11 protein-coding genes are annotated in these 22,311 nt (G+C 74.2%); 9 read left to right on the forward strand and 2 right to left on the reverse strand.

The window, feature by feature from the left end:
- Positions 1–15 precede the first annotated feature (15 nt).
- A complete protein-coding gene (locus WBK31_RS11765; RefSeq protein WP_364067737.1) occupies positions 16–669 on the reverse strand; it encodes a TetR/AcrR family transcriptional regulator in 654 nt (217 codons plus the stop codon).
- Positions 670–731: 62 nt separating this feature from the next.
- Between WBK31_RS11765 and WBK31_RS11770 the strand changes: the two genes are divergently transcribed.
- From WBK31_RS11770 to WBK31_RS11800, 7 genes are all read left to right on the forward strand, one after another.
- Positions 732–2,291 (forward strand): MFS transporter, encoded by a 1,560-nt coding sequence (locus WBK31_RS11770; protein ID WP_364067735.1) that lies wholly within the window; start codon positions 732–734, stop codon positions 2,289–2,291.
- A gap of 161 nt (positions 2,292–2,452) precedes the next feature.
- Positions 2,453–3,658, forward strand: a complete 1,206-nt coding sequence (locus WBK31_RS11775; protein WP_364067733.1) for a P450-derived glycosyltransferase activator — start codon at positions 2,453–2,455, stop codon at positions 3,656–3,658.
- Positions 3,658–4,953, forward strand: coding sequence for an activator-dependent family glycosyltransferase (locus WBK31_RS11780; RefSeq protein ID WP_364067731.1), 1,296 nt, complete (start codon positions 3,658–3,660; stop codon positions 4,951–4,953). Before WBK31_RS11775 ends, WBK31_RS11780 begins: the two co-directional genes overlap by 1 nt.
- Positions 4,950–5,912 (forward strand): proline iminopeptidase-family hydrolase, encoded by a 963-nt coding sequence (locus WBK31_RS11785; protein ID WP_406674797.1) that lies wholly within the window; start codon positions 4,950–4,952, stop codon positions 5,910–5,912. Before WBK31_RS11780 ends, WBK31_RS11785 begins: the two co-directional genes overlap by 4 nt.
- A gap of 10 nt (positions 5,913–5,922) precedes the next feature.
- Positions 5,923–6,414 carry a cobalamin B12-binding domain-containing protein gene (locus WBK31_RS11790; protein WP_378790259.1) on the forward strand — a complete coding sequence of 164 codons (492 nt, stop codon included), beginning with the start codon at positions 5,923–5,925 and terminating at the stop codon, positions 6,412–6,414.
- A 6-nt stretch (positions 6,415–6,420) separates the two neighbouring features.
- On the forward strand, positions 6,421–7,671 hold the full coding sequence (locus WBK31_RS11795) for a methylaspartate mutase (RefSeq protein WP_364067727.1): 1,251 nt from the start codon (positions 6,421–6,423) through the stop codon (positions 7,669–7,671).
- Positions 7,672–7,765: 94 nt separating this feature from the next.
- The gene (locus WBK31_RS11800) at positions 7,766–8,707 is read left to right on the forward strand and encodes an ACP S-malonyltransferase (RefSeq protein ID WP_364067725.1); all 942 of its coding nucleotides are present in this window, start codon (positions 7,766–7,768) and stop codon (positions 8,705–8,707) included.
- A 51-nt stretch (positions 8,708–8,758) separates the two neighbouring features.
- Here WBK31_RS11800 and WBK31_RS11805 read toward each other — a convergent pair whose 3' ends face one another.
- Positions 8,759–9,004: an acyl carrier protein gene (locus WBK31_RS11805; protein WP_364067723.1), complete on the reverse strand. Its 246-nt coding sequence runs from the start codon at positions 9,002–9,004 to the stop codon at positions 8,759–8,761.
- Positions 9,005–9,046: 42 nt separating this feature from the next.
- Here WBK31_RS11805 and WBK31_RS11810 point away from each other — a divergent pair, with 42 nt between their 5' ends.
- The gene (locus WBK31_RS11810) at positions 9,047–10,588 is read left to right on the forward strand and encodes an AMP-binding protein (protein ID WP_364067721.1); all 1,542 of its coding nucleotides are present in this window, start codon (positions 9,047–9,049) and stop codon (positions 10,586–10,588) included.
- Between the two features lie 125 nt (positions 10,589–10,713).
- Positions 10,714–22,311 (forward strand): SDR family NAD(P)-dependent oxidoreductase, encoded by an 11,598-nt coding sequence (locus WBK31_RS11815; protein ID WP_406674798.1) that lies wholly within the window; start codon positions 10,714–10,716, stop codon positions 22,309–22,311.

Consider the following 22,311-nt stretch of genomic DNA (forward strand, 5'->3'; position numbering starts at 1 on the left):
CCCCCAAGAATCAACTCAACTGTTGTTCGCCGAAGATGCGGTGCCGAGTGCCTCACGTGCTGGGCGCGAATCCTCCTCCCCCTGGTCGTCCTCGCGCCGGTCGGCCGAGGGGCGGCCGAGGAGCACGCGCAGGCCCTCGGTCAGGTCGCTCACGGACACCAGCTCGGGGTTGATCAGCCACTGGGCCATCAGTCCCTGGAGCAGGGTGAGATAGAGCCGGCCGACCGCGCGCGTGGACTTCTCGTCCAGCGATTCGTCCGCGCCGAGCAGCTTGGGAAGCCCTTCGGGCGCGGCGGCGGAAGCGAGCGCCTCGCCGAGCCGCTCGCGCAGATCGGGCGCGTGCTCGGCGGCGGTGAGCGCCTCGAAGTTGGCGGCCAGCAGCGGGCGGTTGTCCTTGAAGCTGTCGACGATCTGCTGCCAGGTCTCCTCGAAGCCCACCAGCGGGTCCGTCGCGTCGGTGGGCACCATGACCTGCCACAGGTCGGTCCAGTCCTGAACCATGTCGATGAGGGCCTCGCGGAGCAGCGCCTCTTTCGAGCCGAAGTGGTAGCCGATGGAGGCGAGGTTGGCTCCTGACGCGGCGGTGATGTGCCGGGCGGTGGTGTGGGCGTAACCGCGCTCCACGATGCACCGCTTCGCCCCCTCAAGGAGCTGCTCTCGTTGTCCCATGCCGGCAACCTTACCACGAATTCATTCATACGTCCGTCCAAGACGCTTGTATGATTCGGGGCATGGCGCAGACAACTCGCCCCACCGCGGGCCGACGCGAATGGCTCGGCCTCGCCGTACTGACGCTCCCTGTGATCTTGTTGTCCAACTCGATCACCATCCTGTTCCTGGCGGTCCCCTGGATCACCGCGGGGCTCCGGCCCAGCGCCACCGAGCTGCTGTGGATCATGGACATCTACACGTTCGTGCTGGCCGGGCTGCTGATACCGATGGGCGCCCTGGGCGATCGCATCGGCCGGCGCCGGGTGCTGCTCGGCGGTGCGGTGGTCTTCGGCGTGGGCTCCGCCGCCGCGGCGTACGCCACCTCGCCCGAGCTGCTGATCGCCGCCCGGGTGCTGCTCGGCATCGGCGCCGCCACCCTCATGCCGTCCACGCTTGCGCTCATCAGGACGTTGTTCGTGGATCCCGGGCAACGCAAGATGGCGGTCGGCATCTGGACCGCCGGCTCCTCCGGCGGCGTGGTGCTCGGCCCGCCGCTGGGCGGCCTGCTGCTGGAGTACTTCTGGTGGGGGTCGGTCTTCCTGCTGAACGTGCCGTTCATGGCGCTGCTGCTGATCGCGGGTCCGCTGTTGCTGCCGGAGTCGCGAGATCCCAAGAAGGGCGGCTTCGACCTGCTCGGCGTGCTGCTGTCGCTGGCCGCCGTGCTGCCGCTCATCTACGGGCTCAAGCAGGTCGCGCTGGAAGAGCCGTCGATCTGGTCGGTCGGCGCGCTCGTCGCGGGCGTCGCCTTCGGCGTGGCCTTCGTCTACCAGCAGCGCCGCAAGGCCGATCCGATGGTCGACGTCGACCTCTTCCGCCGGCCGGTCTTCACGACGGCCGTGGGCGGCTACGCGCTGGTCATGTTCGCGCTGACCGGCGGCACCTACCTCGCGTCGCCGTACCTGCAGCAGGTGCTGGGCTTCAGCCCGCTGCCCGCGGCGCTGTGGCAGATGCCCGCCGGCGTAGGGGTGATCGTCGCCGCCGTGGTCGCCGGCTACCTCGCCCAGCGCCTGCGGCCCGGCCCCATCTTCGCCGCCGGCCCGCTCATCATGGCGGTCGGCCTGCTCATCATGTCGCAGGTCGAGGTGGACGCCGGGCTGGCGGCGCTGGTGCCGGGGATGATCCTGGTGGGCGCGGGCACCGGCATCGTGGCCACCGTCGCGGTGGACATCGTGCTGGGCAGCGTGCCGCCCGAGCGGTCCGCGCGGGCCTCCGCGCTGTCGGAGACCAGCCTGGAGCTCGGCACCGCCCTGGGCATCGCGCTCATGGGCCTCATCAGCACCGTCGTCTACAGCCGTACGCTGCTCGACACCACCCCGCAGGGGGTGCCGCAGGCCGAGACGGCGGCGGCGTCCGAGACCCTCGCGGCGGCGCTCGCCATCGCCGCCGAGCTGCCGGGGGAGATCGGGGCGCAGCTCGCCGACGCCGCCAGGGCCGCGTTCACCCTCGGCATGCAGGTGCCGCTGTACGTGACCGCCGCGCTCATGCTGGCGCTGGGCGCCATCGCGCTGTTCGCGCTGCGCCGCGCCGACATCAAGCCCGCGGAGGCCGCCGAGGAGCCCGGCATGTCCGAGGCGCGTTGAGCCGCCGCTCACCTGCGGCGACGTGCGTTCCCCCGCAGATCGCCCCGGCCCCCTACGTGGTTCGGCGGGCCGGGGCGAGGCCCATTAGGGGTTGATCTAGGGGGAACGTCCGCCTCTACCGTGGCCATCGTCGATCCGATCGCCGGCTAGGTGGAGGCACCATGCCCGAAGGCGCCAACCCGGCAGCCGATTACGAACTGGGGCTGCGCCTGCTCAACGCCCGCGCCACGCAGCGGGTGCTGGGCATCCTGGGCGACCCGTTCGCCCTGGTGCTGCGCGGCACCGATGATCCCTACCCGCTCTACGCCGCGATCCGCGAGCGCGGCCCGATCCACCGCAGCACCACCGGAAGCTGGGTGACCGCGGACCCGGACGTGGCGGCCGCGGCCCTGGCGGACCCGGTGTGGCGGATGTCGGGCCGGGACGGCTCGCCGGCCGCCGAGCAGCTTCTGCCCTTCTACGGGCACGGCACGCTGGGCGGCGAGGCCGATGAGCACGAGCGGCTGCGCCCCCACTGGCAGGCCCTGCTCGACCCGGAGCCGCTGGCCGCGCACCGCAAGACCGTCGAGCGGGAGTGCCTGGCCCGCCTCGACCGCGTCACCGGCGGCGACCTCATGACCGGCTACGCCTGGCCCGTCGCGACCGCCGCCACCGCCGCGCTGCTCGGGCTCCCCGCGGCGGACCTGCCGCGATACGCCGAGCTCTGCCAGGACGCCGCCGCGCTGCCCGACTCCCTGCTCGCCGCCCAGCCGCTCGCCCTCGTCCGCCGGATCGAGGACGCGGTGGCCGGGCTCGACGAGCTGTTCGGCGGCACGCCGGGGGAGGGGACCCACGACCCTGACAGGGCCGTACGGGTGCTGCTGTCCACCGCCGCCGTCCCGGCGACCGCCCACCTCATCGGCAACGCGGTCCGCGCGCTGCTGGCCGAGCCGGACGCGTGGCAGGCGCTGTCCCGCGACCCCGGGCTCGCGCCCGCCGCCGTGGCCGAGACGCTGCGCCACGACCCGCCGGTGCAGATGGAGGCACGGGTGGCCGCCGGACCCGCCGACCTGGCAGGCACCCGGCTGGAGCCCGGCAGCCACCTGGTGCTCGTCACCGCCGCCGCGGGCCGGGACGAGACCCGGCACCCGGAGCCCGGCCGCTTCCGCCTCGATCGGCAGGGCGAGCCGGAGCCGCTCGCCTTCGCCGGCGGCCTCCACCACCTCCCCGTCGCCCCGCTGGCCCGCGCCCAGGCCGAGGTGGCGCTGCGGATACTCGCCGAGACCCGGCCGGACGTGCGGCCGTCCGGCGCGCCGGTGTACCGGCGGCGCGCCCCCGTGGTGCGCGGCCCCGTCGAGCTGCCCGTGCTCGGGCTTGGAGAGACCTGATGCGTGTCCTGCTGACCTCGTTCGCCCTCGCCTCGCACTACAACTGCCTGGTGCCGCTCGGCTGGGCGCTGACCGCCGCCGGACACGAGGTCCGGGTGGCCAGCCAGCCCTCGCTGACCGACGCGATCACCGCGTCGGGGCTCGTCGCGGTCCCCGTCGGCACCGACCCGGAGCTCGAGGAGGTGCGCGAGCAGCCGGGCGCGGCCATGGGGCCGCCCCGGGTGCACGAGGACCGCGACGAGCCGGTCACCTGGGAGCAGGCGCTCGACTTCGACACGGTGATCGCGCCGCTGCTGCTCGCCGCCACCAACAACACCGAGATGGTGGACGAGCTGGTCCGCTTCGCCCGGAGCTGGCGGCCCGACCTGGTGATCTGGGAGCCGTTCACCCTGGCCGGCGCGATCGCGGCCGAGGCGTGCGGCGCGGTCCACGTACGGGCCCTGTGGGGCCTGGACGTGCTGGGCAGCGCCCGCCGCACCTTCCTCGAGCTGCGCGCCCAGCAGCCGAAGGCGCACTGGGAGGACCCGGTGGGGGAGTGGCTGACGCTGACCCTGGCCCGATACGGCCGCCCCTTCACCGAGGAGGCAGTCACCGGGCGGCTCACCATCGACACCACGATGCCCGCGAGCCTGCGCCTCCCCGTCGGGGTGCCGATCGTCGGCATGCGGACCCTGCCGTACAACGGCCGCTCCGTGCAGCCCGATTGGCTGGCCGAGCCGCCGAGCCGCCCCCGCGTGTGCTTCACGCTCGGCGGCACCGGCGCGGACTTCCTGCACGACTGGGCGCTCAGCCCGGCCGAGCTGGTACGGGCGGCGTCCGAACTCGACATCGAGGTGGTCGCCACGCTCGACGCCGAGCAGCGCGCCGGCCTCGGCGAGGTGCCGGACAACGTGCGCATCGTCGACTTCGTCCCCATGAACCTGCTCATGCCGACCTGCGCGGCGGTCGTGCACCACGGCGGCGCCGGCACGTTCAGCGCCGCGCTGCTCAACGGCGTGCCGCAGCTCATGATCGCCAACACCTGGGACCCTCCGGTCAAGGCCAAGCGGCTGGCCGCCATCGGCGCCGGCGCGTACATCCCGCCGCCCCGGCTCGACCCCCGCGGCTTCCGCGACACGCTGGCCGCGCTCGTACACGAGCCCGGACCGCGCGCCGCCGCCGAACGGCTCCGGCAGGAGATGCTCGCCGAGCCCACCCCCGCCGAGCTCGTCCCCCGCCTGGAACGCCTCGTCGCCGAGCACCGCGCCGGCGCGCCCGCGCAGGAGCCCGCCCTGGCCGAGGGGGCGCTGCGGTGAGCAGGACGGCCGCGACGACCCGGCGGCCCACCGCCAAGGGCACGGTGCCGTTCGGCGAGTACCGCACCTGGTACCGCGTGACCGGCGACCTGACCGGCGGCCGCCCGCCCCTGGTCGTGCTGCACGGCGGGCCCGGCAGCACCCACGACTACCTGCTGCCGCTCGCCGAGCTGAGCGACACCGGACAGCCGGTCATCCACTACGACCAGCTCGGCAACGGCGGCTCCACCCACCTGCCCGGCGAGGGCGCCGACTTCTGGACCGTGCGGCTCTTCCTCGACGAGCTGGACAACCTGCTCAAGCAACTGGGCGTGGCCGACGGCTACCTGCTCTTCGGCCACTCCTGGGGCGGCATGCTCGGCGCCGCGCACGCCGCCACCCGCCCCAGCGGGCTGCGCGGGCTGGTCATCGCCAACTCGCCCGCCTCGATGATCACCTGGCGGGCCGAGATGGAACGGCTGCGCGCCACCCTCCCGCCCGAGGTGCAGGAGACGCTCGCCCGCCACGAGGCCGCCGGCACCACCGCCACCCGCGAGTACTTCGACGCCATGCGCGTCTTCTTCGCCCGGTACGTCTGCCTGGTCGACCCGTGGCCGCGCGAGTATCAGGCGTCCTTCATGGAGATGCACAACAACCCGACCGTCTACTACACGATGAACGGGCCGACCGAGTTCCACGTCGTCGGCACGCTGCGCGACTGGTCGGTCGAAGAGCTGCTGCCCTCCATCGAGGTGCCCACCCTGATCATCTCAGGACGGCACGACGAGGCGACACCGGAGACCGTACGCCCGTTCGACGAGCTCATCCCGGACTCCCGCTGGGAGATCCTCGAGCACTCCAGCCACCTCCCGCACCTGGAGGAACCCGACCGGTTCAGGGAAGTGCTGCTGGCCTATCTCGCCACCGTCACCGGGACCCGACCGGGGACCCGCGCAAGCGACGCCGCGACAGGGAGTTGACGTGACCCGCATGTTCCCCGATCAGAACCCGGCCCGCATCGAGGGCCGCCGCCCGCGCGCCCTGGTGAGCGGCGTGGCATCGGACTCGCACACCTGGAACCTCGTCTATCTGCAGCTCGTCTGCGAAGAGGAGGGCCTGGACGTGGTCAACCTCGGCCCGTGCGTTCCCGACGAGCTGCTCGTCGCCGAATGCGTGGACCAGCGCCCCGACCTTGTGGTGCTCAGCACCGTCAACGGCCACGGCTACCGCGAGGGCCTGCGGGTCGTCCCCAAGCTGCGCGCCCGGCCCGAGCTGGCCGGCGTCCCCATCGTCATGGGCGGCCGCCTCGGCGTCACCGGACGCCGCGAAAAGGAGCTCGCCGATCAGCTCGAGGCGGCCGGCTGCGACCGCGTCTTCGACCGCGGCGGCCCCGAGGACATCGACGAGTTCAGGACGCTGGCCGCCGCGGTCACCTGGAAGGCGGACGACGCCGCCGCGCGCACGCCGGTCCAGTCCGGCTGAGCCCGCATGGCCGCTGGATTCGGCGGTTACGTGACCGCCACGGCCGCGGCCGGCGAGCTGGTGGTGCAGCCCCGCATGGGATTCGGCGACGTGGCGGCCATGCGCGCCGGGCTGCTCGCCACGAAACGCGCCCGCGCGGCCACCGCCGGCACGATCACCGTGGACAGCTACACCCGGGTCGGCGACCTGGGCTCGGCCGCCGCCGCGCTGGCCTCGGGCGCCGCGCTCAACGGCTACCCCCTGGTCAGCCACGGCGTCGTCGTCAACAGGGCGCTGCTGCACGGCGTCCGCGACGACGGCTTCCCCGTGCAGGTGCGGCACGGCTCCGCCAACCCGGTGAGGATCTTCGAGGCGCTGCTGGACGCCGGACTGGACGCCACCGAAGGCGGCCCGGTCTCCTACTGCCTGCCGTACAGCAGGATCCCGCTCAGCCAGGCGGTCGACCACTGGGCGCGTGGTTGCGAGCTGCTGGTCGCCCGCGGGCAGGAGGAGGGGCGCGAGCCGCACCTGGAGACGTTCGGCGGCTGCGTGCTCGGCCAGCTCTGCCCGCCCGGCCAGCTCGTCGCGCTCAGCGTCCTGGAGGGCCTGTTCTTCCAGGCGCACGGCCTGCGCGACATCTCGCTCAGCTACGCCCAGCAGACCAGCCCAGAGCAGGACGTCGAGGCGGTGCTCGCGCTGCGCGCGCTGGCCGAGGAGTTCCTGTCCGGCGTGCGCTGGCACGTCGTCGTCTACGCGTACATGGGCGTCTACCCCGAGACGCCGCGCGGCGCCGCCGCCCTGCTGACCTCCGCCGCCGAGCTGGCCGTGCGCACGGGCGCCGAGCGGCTCATCGTCAAGACCGAGGCGGAGTCCCAGCGCATCCCCACGATCGAGGAGAACGTCGCCGCGCTGGAGCTGGCCGGACGGGCGGCCCGCGCGGCCCGCCCCGCCGCGCCGCCGCCGCCCAGCACGGACTCGCAGGTGTACGCCGAGGCGCGGCGGCTCATCGAGGCCACCCTGGAGCTGCACGAGGACGTGGGCCGCGCGCTGCTGCGCGCGTTCAAGCTCGGCTACCTCGACATCCCCTACTGCCTGCACCCCGACAACAGGGGTGCCGCGCGCAGCCGCATCGACGCCGACGGCCGGCTGCTGTGGGCCGACGTCGGCGCGCTGCCGCTGGACGACCTGGCCGAACGCCACCGCCTGCGCCCGGTCGGCTCCGCCGAGCTGCTGCACGCGCTCCACTACGTCCAGCGCAAATTCGACGGCCTCGCATGAACGGCCGAAGCCCGCAGAATGTGGGGGCCGCGGGGATCACGAGCAGGGGTACTAGGGGTGGGGCAGGCAGGTCGGCCGCGGTTAGCGTGCCGGAGTGGACAACACATCGAGTCACGAGATCGCGATGGTCTTCCCAGGGATGGGGCCGACCGCGTACGCCGACATCGAGCGGTTCGCCACCGAGGTGCCGTCGGCGTGGCGGTTGTTCGCCGAGGCCGATGAAGCGCTCGGATACCCGGTGCTGGAGCGGTTCCGCGACACGGAGGGCGACTACTCCGAGTACGCCCAGGTGGCGTTCCTCGTCACCTGCCTGGCCCTGGCCGAGTGGGCCGAGCGCGAGGCGCTGCCCGCCCCGCCCGGGGTGTGCGCGGGGCCGAGCTTCGGCGGCAAGCCGGCCGCCGCGTACGCGGGGTCGCTGAGCTTCTCCGACGCGGTGTGGATGACCGCCCGGCTGGCCCGCTGCGTGGCCGACTACTTCAGCAGGGAGCACAGCGGCCTGGTCACCCACTCGTTCGTCCGCGTACAGCCCGACGTGGTGGAGGAGATGCTCGGCGAGCTGACCGCGCGCGGCCGCATCGCCGACGTCGCCTGCCGCGTCGACCGCGACTTCTTCATGATCACACTGTCCGCCGACGACCTGCCGGGGCTGGAGAAGGGCATCCGCGCCGCCGGCGGCCTGTCGCTCTACACGATGCGCCCGCCGATGCACTCACCGGCCTTCTCCTGGCTGCGCGAACGCGCGGAGAAGGAGGTGCTGGACGAGCTGGACTTCGCCGAGCCGCGGCTGCCGGTGATCTCCGACCACGACGGGTCGCCGCTGACCACCGGCGAGCAGGTGCGGAACCTGCTGCTCGACGGCTTCGTCAAGCAGATGCACTGGCCGGGGACGGTGGAGGCGCTGCGCGCCCACGGCGTGCGCACGGTCTGCGTGGCCGGGCCCGACGCCCTCTTCAGCCGGGTGCCCGCCACCACCAAGAACTTCACGGTGGTGCCGGTCGGCCCCAAGCGGCCGCTGCTCGCCGCCCGCAACAGTTGAGCCCCGCTCAGCGGTCGCTGAACGGGGCTCGGCGGCCGGTTGATCGCGGGGTCAGGAGACGGGACGGGCCGAGCTGAGCGCCGTCCACAACGCCCCGGGGGTGGCGAAGGTGTCAAGAACAAGTGCCTGCTCGTCGAACTGCACGGAGTAATCGGCTTCCAGCGCGCTCAGCAGTTCCACCGCGCCCATGGAATCCAGTCCGAATTCCCGGAGGTTGGTGTCCGCGGTGAGCTCGTCGTCGGAAGACAGCAAGGGAAGTCGGTGCCGCAGCAACTCCTCGAACTTTTCATCCCACATGGCTCGCATTATGCCTCATATTCTCGCGCTGGGGAAAAGAAAATGGGCGAAGAAATTCAGCGGAACCTGCACGGGCGATTTCTGAACGGTCTCGCCGCCGCGCCGCAAGGAGCCGCGCTCCGCCTCGGCGGCCGCACGGTCACCTTCGAGGAGCTGCACGAGCTCGCCCTGCTGTGGGCCGGGTCGCTGCTCCACGCCGGCGTCACCGGACCGGTGGGGGTGCTCGCCGAGAAGGGCACCACCGCCTACGCCGGGCTGCTCGCGACCCTGTACGCCGGGACCACGGTGGTGCCGCTGCACGTCGGCTTCCCGCCCGACAGGACGGCGCGGATGATGTCGGCGGCCGGCGTCACCGCTGTGATCGCCGACGAGCGCGGCGCGCGCCTGCTGCCCGAGCTGCGCGAACGCGGCTTCTACGGCTCCGTGCTGCTGCCCGAGGGCGGCGGCGAAGGCAGCGTCGCGATCTCGGCCGCGCACGCCCTCGCGCAACCGGTCGCGGCGCCGCCCGACGCGCCCGCGTACATCCTGTTCACCTCGGGCTCCACCGGCAGGCCCAAGGGCGTGACGCTCACCCACGCCAACCTGACCCACTACTTCGGCGTGCTGGACGAACGCTACGACTTCACCCCCGGCGACGCCTTCTCGCAGACCTTCGACCTGACCTTCGACTGCGCCATCTTCGACCTGTTCTGCGCCTGGGGCGCGGGCGCACCCGCCGTGCCCGTGCCGCCCCGCGGCCACGCCGACCTGCCCGCCTTCCTGGACGACCACCAGGTCACCGTCTGGTTCTCCACGCCCAGCGGCATCAGCCTGGCCCGCCGGCTCGGCGCCCTGCGCCCCGGCGCGCTGCCCGGCCTGCGGTGGAGCTTCTTCGCCGGAGAGGCGCTGCGCTGCCAGGACGTCGAAGACTGGATCACGGCCGCGCCGCACGCCACCGTGGAGAACCTGTACGGCCCCACCGAGCTGACCGTCACCATCGCGGGCCACCGCTGGTCCGATGAGTCGGCCAAGCTCGCGGTCAACGGCGTCGTGCCGATCGGCGCCGTGCACCCGGGACACCAGGTGCTGCTCGTCACCGAGGACGGCGAGGTGACCGACGAGGAGGAAGGCGAGCTGTGCGTCGCAGGACCCCAGCTCACCCCCGGATACCTCGACCCGCGCGACGGCGAGGGCCGCTTCCTCCAGCACGACGGCCACACCTTCTACCGCACCGGCGACCGCGTACGGCGCCTTCCCGGCGACGAGCTCGCCTACCTGGGCAGACGCGACGCCCAGGTCCAGGTGCAGGGCTGGCGGGTCGAACTGGCCGAGATCGAGCACGCGCTGCTGGCCGCAGGAGACGGCGTCGCCGAGGCCGCCGCGGTAGGGGTGGACGGCCCCGCCGGAACGGAGCTGGTGGTCTTCTACACCGGCGAGCCGCGACCCCCCGTCGAGCTCGCCAACAGGCTGCGCCGGACACTGCCGCACGGCATGGTCCCCAAGCGATATCACCACCTCGGAGAACTGCCGCTCAACGCCAACCGCAAGGTCGACAGAAAGGCGCTCGCCGAACGCGCCGGCGAACTCCTGAGCCCCCACAATTAATTGGTCTTAGGGGGCGCATAGGGGTTAGTGCGGCTCCGAACTTTTCGTAGTTTGGTGGCGGCACCGAAAGGGTCAGAACGTACAAGCCCGGTGAGCTCAACGCTCCTCATATTCCTAGGTTGGTAATGGACAACGAAGAGAGACTTGTCAATTACCTGAAAAGAGCGACGGCGGATCTGCGGGAATCCCGGCGGCGGTTGCGCGCGGCCGAGGACCGCCTGCGCGAACTGGGCGCCGGCCCGGACGGCGCCGTGCCGATCGCGATCGTCGGCATGGCCTGCCGCTACCCAGGCGGGGTCACCACGCCCGAGGACCTGTGGCGGCTCATCACCGACGAGGTCGACGCCGTCACCCCCATGCCCGCCGACCGCGGCTGGGACATCGACGCCATCTACGACCCGGAGCGCGGCAAACCGGGCAAGACCTACACCCGCGAGGGCGGCTTCCTGCGCGACGTGGCCGGCTTCGAACCGGAGTTCTTCGGCATCAGCCCCAACGAGGCCACCGCCATGGACCCGCAGCAGCGGCTGCTGCTGGAGACCACGTGGGAGGCGGTCGAGCGCGCGGGCATCGACCCGACGGCGCTGCGCGGCAGCCGTACCGGCGTGTTCGTCGGCGTCATGTACGGCGACTACGGCTCACGCAGCGACCGGATACCCCGCGGCGTCCAGGGCTTCATCGCGCACGGCAGCCACCGCAGCGTCGCCTCCGGGCGCATCTCCTACCTGTACGGCTTCGAAGGACCCGCGGTCACCGTGGACACCGCCTGCTCCTCGTCGCTGGTGGCCCTCCACCTGGCGGCGCAGGCGCTGCGCGGCGGCGAGTGCGAGCTGGCCCTGGCCGGCGGCGCCACCGTGCTGTCCACCACCGAGCTGTTCGTCGACTCCGGCCGCCAGGGCGTGCTCTCGCCCGACGGCCGCTGCAAGTCCTTCGCCGCCGCGGCCGACGGGGTCGGCTGGGGCGAGGGCGTCGGCCTGCTGCTGCTCGAACGCCTCTCCGACGCCCAGCGCAACGGCCACCCCGTGCTCGCCGTCATCCGCGGCTCGGCCGTCAACCAGGACGGCGCGAGCAGCGGCCTGACCGCGCCGAACGGCCCCTCCCAGGAGCGGGTGATTGGCGCCGCGCTGTCGGCGGCCGGACTGTCGCCGTCGGACGTGGACGTCGTCGAAGGCCACGGATCCGGCACCAGGCTGGGCGACCCCATCGAGGCGCAGGCGCTCCTCGCCACGTACGGGCAGGGCCGCGACCGGCCCCTGTGGCTCGGCTCGGTCAAGTCCAACATCGGACACGCCCAGGCGGCCTCCGGCGCGGCAGGCGTCATCAAGATGGTGCTGGCCATGCGGCACGGCACGCTCCCGAAGACACTGCACGTGGACGCCCCCAGCCACGAGGTCGACTGGTCGGCCGGCAACGTGGAGCTGCTCACCGAGCCCCGGCCGTGGACGCGCGCCGGGCACCCGCGCAGGGCCGCCGTCTCCGCGTTCGGGGTCAGCGGCACCAACGCCCACGTCATCCTCGAAGAGGCCCCCGAGGAGACCACGGAGCCCTCGCCTGCCGAGGGCTCCCCGGCGCTGCCGATCGTGGTGTCGGCCAAGTCCGAGGCCGCGCTGCGCGCCCAGGCGGAACGGCTCGCCGGGTTCCTCACCGGTGACGGCGCCGACGCCGACCTGCCCGGCGTGACCTGGACGCTGACCCGCCGCGCGGCGCTCGCCCACCGCGCCGCCCTGGTGGCCCACGACAAGGACGGCCTGATCGCCGCGCTGCGCGGCCTGGCCGCCGGCGAGACCCCGCCCGGCGTCACAGTCGGAGAGGCCAGGAGCGGGCGGCTCGGCCTGGTGTTCTCCGGGCAGGGCGCGCAGCGGCCCGGCATGGGCCGCGGACTGTACGAGCGCTTCGGCGTGTTCGCGCGCGCCTTCGACGAAGCCTGCGAGCTGCTGCAAGCCGAACTCGCCGGGACGGATGTCGCAGCCGAGCTGGCCGGTGGACTGACCGTGCGCGACATCATCCTCGGCGACTCGGCCCCTGACGGGGTGCTGGATCAGACGGTGTTCGCGCAGGCCGGGTTGTTCGCTTTCGAGACTGCCTTGTTCCGGCTGCTGGAGTCGTTCGGTGTGCGGCCGGACTTCGTGGCCGGGCACTCGCTGGGTGAGATCACCGCCGCGCACGTCGCCGGGGTGCTGGATCTGGCGGATGCGTGCCGTCTGGTGGCCGCCCGTGGGCGGTTGATGCAGGCGTTGCCGGCCGGTGGTGCGATGGCCGCGATCGGCTGCGGTGAGGACGAGATCGCCTCCGTGCTGGCTCGTTACGATCAGGTGGCCATCGCCGCGGTGAACGCGCCGGGCGCGGTCGTGGTCTCCGGTGCCGCCGACCAGGTCACCGAGATCGTCGAGTGGGCGCGTGAGCAGGGGCATCGGACCCGCCCGCTGCGGGTGTCGCATGCGTTCCACTCGCCGTTGATGGAGCCGATGCTGGCCGAGTTCGAGCAGGTCGTCGCCGGGCTGACGTTGCGTCGCCCGGAGCTCGCCGTGGTCTCGAACGTCTCCGGCGAGCTGGCGGGTGAGGAGGTCACCGAGCCTTCTTACTGGGTGGAGCATGTGCGCCGTCCGGTGCGGTTCGCCGACGGCGTCGAGGTGATGCGGCGGCGCGGCGTCACCCACTTCCTGGAGGCGGGTCCCGACGCCCAGCTCGCCCCCATGATCGAACAGACCCTCGCCGGTCACGATGCCCCGGTGGTGGCGCTGCTGCGCCGCGGCCGCGACGAGGTGGCCTACTTCGCCGAAGCGCTCGGCGCGGCCTGGGCCGGTGGCGTGAGCGTGGACTGGGCCGGCTGGTTCGCCGACCGCGAGACCCCGCCAAGTCCCGTCGCGCTGCCCACGTACCCGTTCCAGCGGCGTCGGTTCTGGCTCGAAGCTCACAAGTCGGGCGACGTGTCGGCGGCCGGGCAGTCGCCCGTCGAGCATGCGCTGCTCGCCGCCGCCGTGACCCACCCGGACGGGGCCGTCACCCTCACCGGGCAGCTGTCCCCGCGTACTCAGCCGTGGCTGGCCGACCACACGATGAACGGCACCGTGATCTTCCCGGGCACGGGCTTCGTGGAGCTGGCGCTCCGCGCCGGCGACGAGGTGGACTGCGGCAGGCTGGACGAGCTCGTCCTGGAGACCCCGCTGGTCATCCCCACCGGGGAGGACGCGGGCGGCGTGGCCGTCCAGGTCGCGGTCGCCGCCCCGGACGACGACGGCCGCCGTACCGTGGAGATCCACTCCGCCGACGGGGAGGGCTGGATCCGGCACGCGCAGGGCACCCTCGCCCCCGCCACTGCGGAAGGCGCCGACCTCACCGCGTGGCCGCCCCCCGGCGCGGTGGCCGTGGACATCGACGGGCTCGACGACCGGCTGGCCGAGCGCGGCTACGAATACGGCCCCACGTTCCGCGCGCTGCGCGCCGCCTGGCGCAAGGGCGAGGAGTTCTACGCCGAGGTGGCGCTGCCCGAAGGCGTGGACGCCACCGGCTACGACGCGCACCCCGCGCTGCTCGACGCCGCGCTGCGCGTGGGCCTGCTGCCCGAAGCGGACGAGAAGGCGAGCGAGAACGGGCGGCCGGTGGTCCCCTTCGCATGGCGCGGCGTCGAGCTGCACGCCACCGGCGCCGCCGCGGCACGGGTACGGCTGCGCCCCGCCGACGGCGCGGGAGCCGTACGGCTGGACCTCGCCGACGCGACGGGTGGCCCCCTGGCCACCGTGACGTCGCTCGAATCCCGCCCGCTCGCCGACTCCCTCCCGGCGGGCGGAGCGGCGGCGCTACCCCTGTACGAGGTGGAATGGCGCCCGCTGGCCACGCAGGACGGCGACCCGGCGGCACGGGACGCCGAGGTCCATCTGGCCTGGGACGACACCGGCACCGCCACCTCCGCGCCCGAGCGGGTACGCCGCACCGTGGCGGCCACGCTGGAGCGCGTACGGCGCTGGCTGGCCACCGACCCGTCAACCGACGACACCCTCGTGATCGTGACCAGGGGAGCGGTCGCCATCGGCGGCGCTGCCCCGGACATGGCGCAGGCGGCGGTCTGGGGACTGGCCAGGGCCGCCAGGGAGGAGAGCCAGGGGCGCATCGTCCTGATCGATTTGGACCCCGAGCAGGACCAGGACCGCTCCGTCATCGACTCGGCCACGGCCGCCGCGCTGCGCGCGGGAGAGCCGGAGATCGCCGTACGCGCGGGAAAGCCGCACATCCCCAGGCTCACCCGCCGCGCACCGGAGAACGGCGCCGCCGCATGGCCCGCCGAGGGCGCCACGCTGATCACCGGCGGCACCGGCGGCCTGGGCGCGCTGCTGGCCAGGCACCTGGTCACCGAGCACGGCGTACGGCACCTGGTGCTGACCAGCCGCCGCGGCCTCGACGCGCCCGGCGCGGCCGAGCTGCGCGACGAGCTCGCCGGGCTCGGCGCTGAGGTGACGGTGGCCGCCTGCGACGTGGCCGACCGCGCCGCGCTCGCGGCCCTCCTGGACGAAACCGCGCGGCGGCAGCCGCTCGCGGCCGTGGTGCACGCGGCGGGCGTGCTGGCCGACGGCACCATCCCGACCCTCGACGACGAGCGCCTGGCGCGGGTGCTGCAGCCCAAGGTGGACGGCGCGTGGCACCTCCACGAGCTGACCCGCGACCTGGACCTGCGCGCGTTCGTGCTGTTCTCCTCGACGACCGGGCTCATGGACGCGGCGGGACAGGGCAACTATGCCGCCGCCAACGCCGCCCTGGACGCGCTCGCCGCCGAGCGCGCCGCCGCCGGGCTCCCGGCGATCTCGATCGCCTGGGGCGCGTGGGAGGCGGAGAGCGGCATGGCCGGCCGGCTGGACGACCGCCAGACCGCCCGCCTCGCCGCCTCCGGCATGCGCCCGCTCACCGCCGAGGAGGGGCTCGCGCTGTTCGACGCGGCGCTCGCCGCCGGACATCCCGCGCCGGTCGCCTGCCGCCTGGACCTGGCCGCGCTGCGCGGCCGCGACACGGAACCGCCCGCGGTGCTGCGCGCGCTCGCCGGCCGCCGCCCCGCCCGCGCCGCCGCGGCGGGACCCGGCTCGCTGGCCGACCGGCTCGGCGCGATGTCCCCGGCCGAGCGGCGCGAGCTGCTGCTCGGCGTGGTACGCGCGGAGGCCGCCGGCGTGCTCGGCTACGGCTCGCCCGACGCGGTGCCGGTTGACCGGGCCTTCCAGGAGCTGGGCTTCGACTCGCTGTCCGGCGTGGAGCTGCGCAACAGGCTGGGCCGCAGGGTCGGCATGGCGCTCCCGGCGACCCTCGTCTTCGACCACCCGACGGTGACCGCGCTGGCCGGTTTCCTGGCCGACCGGTTCGGCGGCAAGCCGGAGCCCGCGCAGGCACCGGCTGCGGCGGCGGCCCCGGCCGGGACCGACCCGATCGTGATCGTCGGGCTCGCCTGCCGGTACCCGGGCGGCGTGCAGACGCCGGAGGACTTCTGGCGGCTGGTGACCGAGGGCGTCGACGCGGTGGGCGACTTCCCCGCCGACCGCGGCTGGGACCTCGGCTCGCTGTTCCACCCCGACCCCGAGCACGAGGGCACCTCGTACACGCGGCAGGCCGCCTTCCTGCACGGCGCCGCCGAGTTCGACCCGGACTTCTTCGGCATCAGCCCCCGCGAGGCGGCCGAGATGGACCCGCAGGAACGGCAGTTCCTGGAGGTCAGCTGGACCGCACTGGAGCGGGCCGGTATCGACCCGACGTCGCTGCGCGAGACCAGCGCCGGGGTGTTCGCCGGCGTGATGTACCACGACTACGTGCCCGCGGGCGCGGGCGGCGCGACGGTCTCCGGGCGCGTCTCCTACACGCTCGGCCTGCGCGGTCCCGCGATCAGCGTGGACACCGCCTGCTCGTCCTCGCTGGTGGCTTTGCACCTGGCCGCGGACGCGCTGCGGCGCGGCGAGTGCGACCTGGCCCTCGCCGGTGGCGTGACCGTGATGTCCACGCCGGGGGCGTTCATCGAGTTCTCCCGGCAGCGCGGCCTGGCCGCCGACGGCCGGTGCAAGGCGTTCTCCGAGGGCGCCGACGGAGTCGGCTGGGGCGAGGGCGTCGGCGTGCTGGTGGTCGAGCGGCTGTCCGACGCCCGCCGCCGCGGGCATCGGGTCCTGGCCGTCGTACGCGGCAGCGCGGTCAACCAGGACGGCGCCTCCAACGGCATCACCGCCCCCAACGGACCCTCCCAGGAGCGGGTGATCGCGCAGGCGCTCGCGTCGGCGGGGATCGGCCCTGACCAGGTGGACGTGGTCGAAGGCCACGGCACCGGCACCTCCCTGGGCGACCCGATCGAGGCCCAAGCGCTGCTGGCGACCTACGGCCAGGACCGCAAGGAGCCGTTGTGGCTGGGCTCGGTGAAGTCGAACCTGGGCCACACCCAGGCGGCCGCCGGCGTGGCCGGTGTGATCAAGATGATCCTGGCCATGCAGCACGAGCTGCTGCCCAAGACCCTGCACGTGGACGCCCCGTCGTCGAAGGTGGACTGGTCCGCCGGAGCGGTGGAGCTGCTCACCGAGCCGAAGCCCTGGCCCAAGCAGGCCGATCGGCCGCGCCGCGCGGGCGTGTCCTCCTTCGGCATCTCCGGCACGAACGCCCACGTCATCATCGAGGAGCCGCCCGCCGAGGACGCCCCGGCGGAGGCAGGCCCGACGATCGTGGATGCGGGCAGCGCCGTGCTGCCGGTGCTGGTCTCGGCCAAGACCGAGCCCGCGCTGCGCGCCCAGGCCGACCGGCTCGCCGCCTTCATGACCGAGCACGACGAGACCGGACTCCCCGAGATCGCCGCCGAGCTGACCCGCAGGGCCGGTCTGCCCAAGCGTGCCGCCGTACTGGGCGACTCCCGCGAGGCCGCGCTGGCCGGGCTGCGCGCGCTGGCCGCAGGGGAGCAGGACGCGGGGCTCGTCCGGGGCCAGGTGCACGAGGGCGCGGACCAGCCGGTGTTCGTCTTCCCCGGGCAGGGCGGCCAGTGGCCCGGCATGGCGCTCGAGCTGCTGGACTCCTCGCCCGCGTTCGCCGCCGCCCTCGACCGCTGCGCCGCCGAGATCGAGCGGCTGGTGGACTGGCGGGTGCGCGACGCGCTCGGCGACGCCGAACTGCTCGAACGCGTCGACGTGGTCCAGCCGGTGCTCTGGGCGGTCATGGTCGCGCTGGCCGAGACCTGGCGCGCCGCCGGAGTCGAACCGGCCGCCGTGGTCGGCCACTCCCAGGGCGAGATCGCCGCCGCCTGCGTGGCCGGGGCGCTGTCCCTCGCCGACGGCGCGCGGGTGGTGGTGCTGCGCTCCCGCGCGGTCGCCGAGCGCCTGTCCGGCCTGAACGGCGGCATGATGTCCGTGGCGCTGCCCGCGGAACGCATGCCCGAGCTGCTCGCCGACCACGGCGACGCGATCTCCGTGGCCGTGGTGAACGGCCCGGGATCGGTGGTGCTGGCCGGCGACTCCGACGCGCTGGACGCCCTGGAGGCCCGGCTGCGCGCCGACGGCACCCGCGTCAAGCGGCTGGCCGTGGACTACGCCTCCCACGGCGCGCAGGTGGAGGTGCTGCGCGAGCCGCTGCTGCGCGACCTCGCCGGGCTGCGCCCGCAGGCCGCCGCGGTGCCGTTCTACTCCACCGTGGAGGCGGCCGAGCTGGACACGACCGGGCTCGACGCCGAGTACTGGTACACGAACCTGCGCAGGACCGTACGGTTCGCCGAGACCACCCGGGCGCTGCTGGCCCGCGGACGCCGGCTCTTCCTGGAGATGAGCCCCCACCCGATGCTCACTCCCGCGATCGAGGAGACCGCCGCCGCCGACGGCGTGGACGTCGCCGCGCTCGGCACGCTGCACCGCGACGAGGGCGGCAGGTTCACCACGGCGCTGGCCGAGGCCTGGCTGCGCGGAGCACAGGTGGACTGGTCGAAGGTCCTGCCCGCCGCGCCGCGCGTCGACCTGCCCACCTACCCCTTCCAGCACGACAAGTACTGGAAGCCGAGCACGCTCGGCGGACCCGCCGGGCTCAGCGCCGCCGGCCTCGACGCCGCCGGCCACCCGCTGCTCGCCGCGGTGCTGGACGAGCCGGACGGCGACGGGCTGGTCTTCTCCGGCCGGCTGTCCGTCGCGGGCCAGCCGTGGCTCGCCGACCACCGCGTGGCCGAGCGGATCATGGTGCCCGGCGCGGCGCTGGTCGAGATGGCGCTGCACGCCGCCGACCGCGCCGGCTGCGACGTACTGGAAGAACTGATCCTGGAACGTCCGCTCGTGCTGCCCGACGACGGCGCGACCCGCGTACGCGTGGTGGTCGGCGCCGCCGAGGACGGCCACCGGCAGATCTCCGTGTACGCCGCCCCGGACGCGCCCGACGCGGAGACCCCCGTATGGACCAGGCACGCCACCGGCAGCCTGGCCAAGACGGCGGGCGAAGCCCCCGCCCCGCAGGGGACCGGCCCGGCCTGGCCCCCGGCGGACGCCCGGCCGGTGGACGTCAGCGACCTGTACGAGACCATGGCCGCCGGCGGCTACGGCTACGGCCCCGCCTTCCGCGGGCTGCGCCGTGCCTGGCGCAGCGGCGACGACGTCTACGCCGAGGTCGCCCTGCCCGAGCAGGCAGCCGGTGACGCGGACCGGTTCGGCATCCACCCGGCCCTGCTGGACGCCGCCCTGCACGCCGCCGGGCTCATCGACGGCGACGGCTCCGGCGCGCCCAAGCTCCCGTTCACCTGGCGCGGCGTGCGCCTGCACACCACCGGCGCCACCACGGCGCGGGTACGGCTGCGCGCCGCCGACGGCTCGGCCCCGGACCGCTACACCATCGAGCTGGCCGACTCCACGGGCGCCCCGATGGCCTCGGTGGACGCCATGGTGGTGCGGCCGATCACCGACGGCGAGCTGGCGGGCGCGGCGGTGCACGTCGCGCTGCCCCGGCTCACCTGGACGCCGCTGCCCCAGGCGGCGCAGGCCGCCGAAGCGGCGGCCCCGCAGACCCCGGGCATCGAGACGTTCCACGTGCCGCGAGACTCCGGCGAGGACCCGGCAGCCGCCGCGCACGCCGCGACCCGGGCCACCCTCGACGCGCTGCGCACATGGCTCGCCGCCGAGCAACAGGACGGCGCCCGGCTGGTCGTGATCGTGCGCCGCGCGGCGGCGGTCGTCCCGGGCGAGGACGTCGATCCCGCACACGCGGCGGCCGTCGGCCTGGTGCGCGCCGCCCAGGCCGAGCACCCCGACCGCATCGTCCTGCTCGACGCCGACGGCGAGGACCTGCCGTGGGCGGCGATCCGCACCGCGATCGACGCGGGCGAGCCGGAGCTGGCCGTACGCGCAGGGACGGTGCACGTGCCGCGCCTGGTGCGCGACACCGACGCGCTCGTCCCGCCGTCCGGGCCGTGGCGGCTGGCCACCACCGGCAAGGGCACGCTGTCCAACCTCGCGCTGCTGCCGGCACCCGAGGCGCTGCGCCCGCTGCGCCCCACCGAGGTACGGCTGGCGCCCCGCGTCGCCGGCATCAACTTCCACGACCTGGTCGTCGCCCTCGGCATGATCACCGAGGAGGACGACGGCCTGATCGGCGAGGCCGCGGGCGTGGTGCTGGAGGTCGGCTCCGCCGTCACCGACCTGCGGCCGGGCGACCGGGTGACCGGCCTGGTGGACGGCGGCGCGGGCAGCGTGGCGATCACCGACAGGCGGCTGCTCGTCCCGATGCCGCGCGGCTGGTCGTTCACGTCGGCCGCGGTGCTGCCGATCGTCAACCTCACCGCCTACTACGGCCTGGTGGACCTGGCCGGGGTGAGCGCGGGCGACCGGGTGCTGGTGCACGCGGGCGCCGGCGGCGTCGGCCTGGCCGCGATCCAGCTCGCCCAGCACCTGGGCGCGGAGGTCTTCGCGACCGCATCGCCCGCCAAGTGGCCGGTGCTGCGCGCGCTCGGCCTCGACGACGACCACCTGGCCTCCTCCAGGGACCTCGGCTTCCGCGACAAGTTCCTCGCCGTCACCGGCGGGAAGGGCATGGACGTCGTGCTCAACTCGCTGGCCAGGGAGTTCGTGGACGCCTCGCTGGAGCTGCTGCCGCGCGGCGGCCACTTCCTGGAGATGGGCAAGACCGACATCCGGCAGGCGGACGAGGTGGCCGCCGCCCACCCGGGCGTCGTCTACCGGGCGTACGACATGGTCGCCCAGTCCCGCACCGAGCATCCGGAGGGCACCCCGGAACGCGTCCAGGAGATCCTCGCCGAGGTCGTGCGCCTCTACGAGGAGGGCGTGCTGCGCTCCGCACCCGTCACCGTCTGGGACGCCCGGCGCGCCAGAGACGCCTTCCGGCACCTCCAGCAGGCCCGCCACGTCGGCAAGCTCGCACTGGCCGTGCCGCGCGACCCCGACCCGGACGGCACCGTGCTGATCACCGGCGGCACCGGCGTCATCGCCGGGCACGTCGCCCGCCACCTGGTGACCCGGTACGGCGCCCGGCACCTGCTGCTGGTCACCCGGCGCGGCGCCGACGCCCCCGGAGCCGCCGCCCTCCGCGACGAGCTGGCCGGGCTGGGCGCGTCCGTCCGCGTGGCGGCATGCGACGTGTCCGACCGCGACGCGCTCGCCGCGCTGCTCGACGGCATCCCCGTCGAGCATCCGCTGACCGGCGTGGTGCACGCCGCCGGCGTGCTCGACGACGCCACGATCGCCTCGCTCACCCCCGACCGGCTCGCGAAGGTGCTGCGTCCCAAGGCCGACAGCGCCTGGCACCTGCACGACCTGACCAGGGACGACGACCTCGCGTTGTTCGTCATGTTCTCCTCGGCGGCCGGCCTGCTCGGATCGCCGGGACAGGGCAACTACGCCGCGGGCAACGCCTTCCTGGACGCGCTCGCCCAGCACCGGCGCAACCTCGGCCTGCCCGGCCACTCGCTGGCCTGGGGCCTGTGGGCCGAGCGCAGCGCCATGACCGCCCACGTGGGCGCCGGCGAGTCCGCCCGGCTGTCCGCGAGCGGGCTGCGCGAGCTCGACACCGAGTCCGGCCTGCGCCGCTTCGACGCCGCTGTCTCCGGTGACGCCCCGGTGGTGCTCGCCGCGGACGTGGACGCCGACGCGCTGTCCGCCGGGCCCGTCCCGCCCGTGCTGCGCGAGCTGGTGACCGCGCCGTCGCGACGCCGCGCGGCGGCCGACACTCCGGCGGCGGAGGAGTCGCTGACCGACCGGCTGTCGGGGCTGCTGCCCGCCGAGCAGCGCCGCATCCTCCTCGACCTGGTCCGCTCGCACGTCGCCGCGGTGCTCGGGCACTCCGGCGTCGAGGCGATCGGCCCCGACCGCGCCTTCGCCGAGCTGGGCTTCGACTCGCTGACCGCGGTCGAGCTGCGCAACCGGCTCGGCGCCGCCGCGGGGATGCGGCTCCCGGCGACGCTGATCTTCGATTACCCGAACCCGGAGGCGCTGGTCGAGTTCCTCCTGGAAGAGCTCGACCCGGAGCACGCCGATCCGGCGCGCGCCGTACTCGACGAGATTGAGCGGCTGGAGGCCACCATGGCCGAGCCGATCGCCGACGCCCCGCCCGAGCCCGCCGACGTGGAGGCCGTCGCGGCCCGGCTGGAGGCGCTGGCCCGCCGCTGGCGGGAGGCGCACGGCCGCGCCGGCGGCAACGGCGCCGCGCCCGGCCGGGTGGCGGACCTCGCGTCGGCTTCCGACGAGGAGCTGTTCGCGGTGCTGGACAGCGAGCTGGGCGGCTCGGACGCAACGTCCTGA

The organism is Nonomuraea sp. N2-4H, assembly GCF_045291505.1.
GTDB classification, from domain to species: Bacteria; Actinomycetota; Actinomycetes; order Streptosporangiales; family Streptosporangiaceae; genus Nonomuraea; species Nonomuraea fastidiosa.

Bases quoted from the DNA above. Each gene is read 5' to 3' on its own strand.
- WBK31_RS11765 (WP_364067737.1), bottom strand. From the start codon at position 669: ATGGGACAACGAGAGCAGCTCCTTGAGGGGGCGAAGCGGTGCATCGTG.
- WBK31_RS11770 (WP_364067735.1), top strand. From the start codon at position 732: ATGGCGCAGACAACTCGCCCCACCGCGGGCCGACGCGAATGGCTCGGC.
- WBK31_RS11775 (WP_364067733.1), top strand. From the start codon at position 2,453: ATGCCCGAAGGCGCCAACCCGGCAGCCGATTACGAACTGGGGCTGCGC.
- WBK31_RS11780 (WP_364067731.1), top strand. From the start codon at position 3,658: ATGCGTGTCCTGCTGACCTCGTTCGCCCTCGCCTCGCACTACAACTGC.
- WBK31_RS11790 (WP_378790259.1), top strand. From the start codon at position 5,923: ATGTTCCCCGATCAGAACCCGGCCCGCATCGAGGGCCGCCGCCCGCGC.
- WBK31_RS11795 (WP_364067727.1), top strand. From the start codon at position 6,421: ATGGCCGCTGGATTCGGCGGTTACGTGACCGCCACGGCCGCGGCCGGC.
- WBK31_RS11805 (WP_364067723.1), bottom strand. From the start codon at position 9,004: ATGTGGGATGAAAAGTTCGAGGAGTTGCTGCGGCACCGACTTCCCTTG.
- WBK31_RS11810 (WP_364067721.1), top strand. From the start codon at position 9,047: ATGGGCGAAGAAATTCAGCGGAACCTGCACGGGCGATTTCTGAACGGT.
- WBK31_RS11815 (WP_406674798.1), top strand. From the start codon at position 10,714: ATGGACAACGAAGAGAGACTTGTCAATTACCTGAAAAGAGCGACGGCG.